The sequence below is a fragment of the Paenibacillus arenosi genome (assembly GCF_014841135.1).
GTDB lineage: Bacteria > Bacillota > Bacilli > Paenibacillales > Paenibacillaceae > Paenibacillus_B > Paenibacillus_B arenosi.
In genome coordinates this window covers 1-4,102 of the sequence record NZ_JACYTN010000048.1, presented here as the reverse complement: position 1 = coordinate 4,102, position 4,102 = coordinate 1, and the positions used below count along the sequence as shown (strand labels likewise).

Below are 4,102 nucleotides of genomic sequence, written 5' to 3'. Positions count from 1 at the left end.
TGAGCCAGGATCAAACTCTCCATAAAAGTGTTTGACTTGCTCATTTGTAATGCTGACGAAATTCATTGCTGAATTTCTTATATCAAACGTTTCACTCGTTGTTCAGTTTTCAAAGAACAATTTGGCTTAGAACACTTATCTTACGATTCGTTTTCTTTCGCTCTCGTTCGCCGCGTTTCTCAGCAGCAACTCTTATAATATATCATGTCGTTCATTTTCCGTCAAGCACTTTTTTCAAAAAAGTTTTTAGTTTGTTTTCGATGTCGGTCAGTCGTAACGAACCTTCACTCTAAACAATCACTCTCTTATACTGAAGAAGCGATTCAAACTATTGTCTTGCGACTGCTTGTCCGTCTTGCATTTGTGTACTTCCGAAGAAGACGTGTTTTAATTTATCACAGAACGCAAATGAAAGTCAACTCTTTATCAAGTCCAGTTTGTGGTAAATACACATTACTATTACCATAACTTATTACTAGTGCAGTAAAGGCACGTTTGAACATGCCCAACGTACCATCACGCATGGGTTCGTTCGTCTATCCAGCGATAATATGGCACTGCACCTATAGAAGAGAACGTATTGTTCATTTCCACCAATGATAAGGCTATAGAACCTCGGCTCACAAGCTTCTCCAACAACACAGGCATATCATTCGCAATACATATTAATTCCGGATGCTCGCATAACTCTAACAAGTTCATACCATTATGTGATCCCTGTAAAATACGAACAAGCGGATTTAAATAAACGTATATACGTGTCGAAATAATAAATTCACAAGCTAACAATACTAGTTCCACTCGTTTATGCAATGTTTCTGCACTCATAACAAGTTCTTCATATAGCTTGTGAACACCCAAATCAAGCAACCTAACATGCTGCCACAAGGATGCACTCGGTATTTGCCCATGCTCGATAATAGACAGTCTAGCTAATTCCAACAGCGCTTGCTCCGCTGCCGAAAACGCATCAAGATACGCCCCACTCCCCACACAACGTTTCAATTCAACGTATGCTCGAACGAATGCACTAAACTTCGCTAGTATGCGCTGTTCTTGATAACTATCCCATTTCTTCAGAAAATCTCGAAGATACTGTTCCGTTTCTCCATCACGATCAAATTCCACCGAAGCATAGAGCAGCCAATGCTTCATTTCTTCATGTTCCATTACATCGCCACTCAATAAATCATCCACAGTTAAATGGAGAAGTACAATTCTACATTTACTTTTTCCTTCTAAATATACTGGTGTCCATGCTTGATAATTAGAATGCGAACCCACTACTACGAGAAGCAAATCCCAGTTTAGTGTAGATTGCCAATCATCTTCAAATTGGCTTCGGTATACTGCTAGTATTCCACTAACATCTTCATCCTGGGAAAGATGTTGAATTGAAAAATTTAATGGCAATATATCATTTCTCAAAATTATCCCACACTTTTTGGCTTTCTTTAACAGCTAATGATAGTTTATACTTCTACATAGATTGTCTCTTTCCTTCTCTAAAGTACTATCATTCTGATCAAACGATAGGAGAGCATAGCGATGACGAATCTTACCACACGCACAACGATGCGAGTATTTCGAACGAGCAAGATTAATGAATTTCGATTATGGGGCCTCGTTCTGACGATGGTCGGAATGGGAATTATGATTTTGGGAACAGCAGGCATTGTAAAATGGGGACAAGCAGGTAAGCCTTTCGCGGCCGTTTTTATGATTATCGGTATGATTTTATTGCTAGCCAGTGTGGCTATTTACTTTTGGGCAGGAATGCTTTCAACCAGCGCTGTTATGCTCCAATGTCCGGAGTGCGGCCGACAAACAAAGATGCTGGGTAAAACAGATCGCTGCATGGGATGCCGTACAATTCTCACTTTAGATATTGCACAAGCTACGGATATCCCTGAATATGAGGAAACAACGGAGCAGGAACAACCATCTGCACCCGAATCCCCACTCACTAACAGCAACACTTCTCAATCTGATATCATTCTGAATAAAAAACATCAATAATTATATTACACAATTTCAAGAAACAATTGAATGATGACGAATAAAAACAAATACAACAAGAGCCGCTCCCCTTTAACGGAGAACGGCTCTTCTTAATAATTATTAGTATTGCAATAGCTCCCAAGCTTTCTCATTACCTAATGAACGTGCCCAAACTCCGAAACCAGCCAACTCAAGCTCCTTCGCCATTTTCAAACGAGCTTTAATAGAGGTCTCATCTTCAAGCCAAACTCGATACTTTATATTCCCTTCACTTACTTCTGCATAATTCTGTCCCGTTGACTCTGAATACACTGACTTAGCCTTGTGCTCTTTCATCCATTCTTCTGTTGATTTCATCCCCAGTGCCTTAGATGTCACCTTAACTTCTCCATCCTTGAGCGTTTCGGTCCAAATTCGTGTATAAAGCGGCATTCCCAGTACCATCTTGCTAGCAGGCACCCCGTCTTCCTCCATAATTCGAGTGACAGCCTCACGAGACCAAGGTAAAGATGCTACAGATCCCGCCTTCGGGCTTGCAGCCCAGTGCTCATCATAGGCCATTACAATCATGTAATCTACAGAACGCCCGAGTTCAGCCCGATCAAGGAACCTTGACCAATTGCCACTCCCAGACTTAGCTGTAACATCAATAGAAACAACAACCCCCTCCTTACGCAACAAAGGGGTAAGCTCACGTACAAACTGGGTAAGCTGATCTCGATCCTTTACATTTACATTTTCAAAATCAATATTAATCCCATCAAGATTATATTGCTTCACAAATGCAAGTAATTGCTCCGTCATATAGCTTCTATTTTTATAAGTAGCTAATGCTTCTGTTGTACGTTCGGGGTCAAAACTATTGCTGAATAGCCCCCATACATACTTTTGCTGTGAATGTGCCCATTCCACAAGACGCTTGTCCGCTTTGTCATCGATCTTCCCGCTACCATCAGCAATACTAAACCAAGTCGGGCTAATCACATTAATGCCTGGCATCTGTGGCAGTTTAGCAGGATCAGGGTTACGACTATAAACAGCTTCCCAAGCTAATGCTACTGGCGTTTGCTTCTGCACGAACTCAGGCATCTTAACTCGAGGAATATTTGGAAGCGTTGATTGTTCACCCATAATTAACTCATCTTGCTTTACATAGCCAATCCGACCTTGATCGTCTTGAATCCGACGCCAATCCCCTTCGCTCTTCCACACGTATACCTGTGAGGAGCTTCTCAATTCTGTAATGACTGACGCATTATCATCAGCGCCTTCTCTTAATTTAACGGATACTTCTGAATCAGTAGTATGATTGCCATCAACTATTTTGGCGGATTGAAGTTTCTGTCCCGGCAGCATAACATGAACAACGTCATTGTCACTGTACTCACGGACATCCACAACACCTAATTGTTTTAGAATGGTATAAGGCACATAAACTTCACCCTTTACACGCTCTGCAGCAACACCCCAGTTATAGGGCTTGCCATTCCATGTGCCACTTCCATCATCTATAGATACCGTTGCCACATGGTGATCATTCGTTAAAATGACAAGATCAGATTTCTCTTCATATATCGCTTGAGGCATAATCTTCTCTTGTATAGCTGCAAGTGGAAGCAATAATTGCTCCCCCTTCCCCCTAGCACCATACTGGCTGTACTCACCATCCCAAGTAATTGGTTGGGTAATGGAAGGCTTTAACTTTGGATATGCATCATCAGGCGACCATGCCTTCCAACCTTGCCATAAACTAAATAGCAATATCGTTAAGCCTATAAGCACAAAGAGACAGCCTCCACGCTTGGAGCGCCGACTCGATCTAGCTGCATAAGTTGAATATTGATTGTTACGGTTATCTCTTCGCATATTTCCTCCTCTTTACTATATAGACGTGATCACATCCTGCCATTACGTCATTAAGAACAATACTTCATTAATAGTTGTGACGCATATATATCAAGTTGATCCTAGCATATAAAATCGAGTAGGAGGGGGCGCCTAGCCCCCGTCCTCTCACACCACCGTACATGCGGGTCCGCATACGGCGGTTCCAAAAGGTTAACAAAGTTCTACATAACGAGTAAGTAAACTTCTCAGCCCT

Annotated in this window: 3 protein-coding genes; 1 reads left to right on the top strand and 2 read right to left on the bottom strand. The window is 41.6% G+C overall.

Annotated features, from left to right (window positions below; all coding sequences use genetic code 11):
* Positions 1–516 precede the first annotated feature (516 nt).
* A complete protein-coding gene (locus IFO66_RS23555; protein WP_192027455.1) occupies positions 517–1,428 on the bottom strand; it encodes a hypothetical protein in 912 nt (303 codons plus the stop codon).
* Between the two features lie 147 nt (positions 1,429–1,575).
* Between IFO66_RS23555 and IFO66_RS23550 the strand changes: the two genes are divergently transcribed.
* Positions 1,576–2,019 (top strand): YgzB family protein, encoded by a 444-nt coding sequence (locus IFO66_RS23550; protein WP_192027457.1) that lies wholly within the window; start codon positions 1,576–1,578, stop codon positions 2,017–2,019.
* A 102-nt stretch (positions 2,020–2,121) separates the two neighbouring features.
* Here IFO66_RS23550 and IFO66_RS23545 read toward each other — a convergent pair whose 3' ends face one another.
* Entirely contained in the window at positions 2,122–3,867 is a 1,746-nt protein-coding gene (locus IFO66_RS23545; RefSeq protein WP_225446024.1) for a glycosyl hydrolase family 18 protein, read from the bottom strand.
* Between the last annotated feature and the right edge of the window lie 235 nt (positions 3,868–4,102).

Bases quoted from the DNA above. Each gene is read 5' to 3' on its own strand.
- IFO66_RS23545 (WP_225446024.1), bottom strand. From the start codon at position 3,867: ATGCGAAGAGATAACCGTAACAATCAATATTCAACTTATGCAGCTAGA.
- IFO66_RS23550 (WP_192027457.1), top strand. From the start codon at position 1,576: ATGCGAGTATTTCGAACGAGCAAGATTAATGAATTTCGATTATGGGGC.